The organism is Mesorhizobium sp. M1E.F.Ca.ET.063.01.1.1, assembly GCF_003998155.1.
GTDB lineage: Bacteria > Pseudomonadota > Alphaproteobacteria > Rhizobiales > Rhizobiaceae > Mesorhizobium.
Genome location: NZ_RZSC01000827.1, coordinates 1 through 2,490 on the forward strand (window position 1 = coordinate 1; position 2,490 = coordinate 2,490).

Below are 2,490 nucleotides of genomic sequence, written 5' to 3' on the forward strand. Positions count from 1 at the left end.
CGGCTGGTGCGCGGCGAGATCGGCATCAAGTTCGACAAGCGCAGGATCGCGGTCTTCGATCTCTAGCGCCTCTCCTTCTCTCCCTGTGGGAGAAGGTGGATCGGCGCGCAGCGCCGAGACGGATGAGGGGTGTTGGAAGGATCGCGACGTCAGGTTGTCTGGCTCCGCGCGTCTGATTTGGAGGGTCCGCCAAGCTGGAACACCCCTCATCCGACCGAGCTTCGCTCGGCCACCTTCTCCCACAAGGGAGAAGGGAAAGTCGCCGTCAGACCACCCCAGCCAGGTGCAGCGCGAACCAGATCCAGGCGACGAGAAGGATGCCCGCGCCGAGGAAGAAGGCGCGGCTGCGGTGCAGCACGTAGTTTCTGGTGAGATGCACCCAGGCGTGGACATAGCGCGTCACGACGAAGAGCCACATCAGCACCAGCGTCAGGTAGTTGACGCCGTTGGTGACGAACAGCGCCAGGCAGAGCACATGGAACAGAACCGGCAGTTCGAATTGGTTGATCAGATTGTTGGCGACGGTGACGCTTGAGGCCGGCTCGGTCGAGCGGACCTTATACTGGCTGATCTTGGCCTCGCCGGACTTCACGGCAAGATAGCGCCGCTTCAGCATCACCAGATAGACGATGTAGACCAGGAGCACATGCGCCAGCATCGGCCAGAAGATGGCGGTCTGGTTCATCTCCCCGCCCCCCTCCTGACCCGCTCAAAGCCGCCGTTGAGCGGCCAGCGCGAAAACCGCAACGATCAAAACCGGGATCGCCAGAAGCGCGAACTTGGTGACGATGAGCGACGAGGCAAAGGCCAGCGAATCGGGATTGGCCGACTGGAAATCCGACAAAAGCCGCGCCACGGCAAAATTCTGCGCGTAGTCGGCGATCGTATAGGGCAGCACCAACACCAGCGCGGTCAGAGCCTGCAACTGCGCCGGCATGGCTCGGAAATTGCCGAACCGCCGGCCGAAGGCCACGATCAGGCTGACCAAGGTGAGCGACAGCAGCGCCGGAAACAGAAGGTCGAAGGTCAGATAATGCCAGACGATGATGATCTCGCCGCCGCGCCGGCCGAGCGCGGTGAGCCATGCCATGCCTTCATCGGGCGTGAAACCCGCAACGCGCATGTCGAGCGAAGAGAGCCCGCCGCTCAGGCGGCGGAAATAGAAAAACTCCAGCGCCGTCATGGCGATGAAGACCGCGGCGGAAGCGACGGAGAGCGCCGCCGCGTGACGCGACAGGCGCAACACTCCCAACGTCAGACCGCGCCACAGGCCCAGGCGATCCGGCCGTTCGGCGCTCTGATCAAAGTCCGCCCGGATAATTCGGGCTTTCGCGGGTGATCGTGACGTCATGGGCGTGGCTTTCACGAAGTCCTGCGTTTGATATGCGCACAAAGGTGGCGCGTTCGCGGAACTCGGCAAGATCGCGCCCACCGACATAACCCATAGCGGCTTTTAGGCCGCCCGCAAGCTGGTGCAGCACGCCAGCCACAGGTCCTTTGTAGGGAACCTGGCCTTCAATGCCTTCCGGGACGAGTTTCAAGGTGTCGCGGACCTCGGCCTGGAAGTAGCGATCTGCCGAACCGCGCGCCATCGCGCCGACCGAGCCCATGCCGCGATAGGCCTTGAAGGAACGACCCTGATGCAGATAGACCTCGCCCGGGCTCTCGTCGGTACCGGCAAGCAGCGAGCCGATCATGGCGGCGCTTGCGCCGGCGGCGAGCGCCTTGGCGAGATCGCCTGAGTATTTGATGCCGCCGTCGGCAATCACCGTCACACCAGACTTCTCGGCGGTCTCCGCCGCCGACATGATCGCCGAAAGCTGCGGCACGCCGACGCCGGCGACGATGCGCGTGGTGCAGATCGAGCCGGGGCCGATACCGACCTTGACGGCGTCGGCGCCGGCATCGATCAGCGCCTTGGTGCCTTCGGCGGTGGCGACGTTGCCGGCCAGAATGCGCAGGGAATTGGAGAGCTTCTTCGCCCGCGTCACTGCATCCAGCACGCGCTGTGAATGGCCGTGCGCGGTGTCGATGACCAAAAGGTCGACGCCGGCGTCGATCAGGCGCTCGGCGCGCTCGAAGCCGTCGTCGCCGACGCTGGTGGCGGCGGCGGCGCGCAGCCTTCCCTGCGCGTCCTTGGTGGCGTGTGGGTTGAGCTGCGACTTCTCGATGTCCTTGACGGTGATCAGGCCGACGCAATTGCCCTTCCGGTCGACCACCACCAGCTTCTCGATGCGGTGCTTGTGCAGGAGGCGCTTGGCCTCGTCCTGGTCGACATTCTCCTTCACCGTGATCAGGTTCTCACGGGTCATCAATTCGTAGACCTTCTGCGACGGATCGGAGGCGAAGCGCACGTCTCGGTTGGTGAGGATGCCGACCAGCCGGCCCACCGTGTGACCGCCGGTGCCGCCGTTCTCGACCACGGGAATGCCGGAAATGCCGTTGGCGCGCATCAGCGCCAGCGCGTCGGCGAGCGTCGCGTCCGGGCCG

At 64.5% G+C, this 2,490-nt stretch carries 3 protein-coding genes; all 3 read right to left on the reverse strand.

Annotated elements, in window-relative coordinates; translation table 11 throughout:
- Positions 1–265: 265 nt before the first annotated feature.
- On the reverse strand, positions 266–685 hold the full coding sequence (locus tag EOA29_RS32945) for an MAPEG family protein (protein WP_126094265.1): 420 nt from the start codon (positions 683–685) through the stop codon (positions 266–268).
- A gap of 24 nt (positions 686–709) precedes the next feature.
- Positions 710–1,258 carry a hypothetical protein gene (locus EOA29_RS32950; RefSeq protein WP_245468654.1) on the reverse strand — a complete coding sequence of 183 codons (549 nt, stop codon included), beginning with the start codon at positions 1,256–1,258 and terminating at the stop codon, positions 710–712.
- A 43-nt stretch (positions 1,259–1,301) separates the two neighbouring features.
- Positions 1,302–2,490: IMP dehydrogenase (gene guaB, locus EOA29_RS32955; RefSeq protein WP_127222175.1), on the reverse strand; the 1,189-nt coding region annotated here is incomplete at its 5' end.

Bases quoted from the DNA above. Each gene is read 5' to 3' on its own strand.
- EOA29_RS32945 (WP_126094265.1), bottom strand. From the start codon at position 685: ATGAACCAGACCGCCATCTTCTGGCCGATGCTGGCGCATGTGCTCCTG.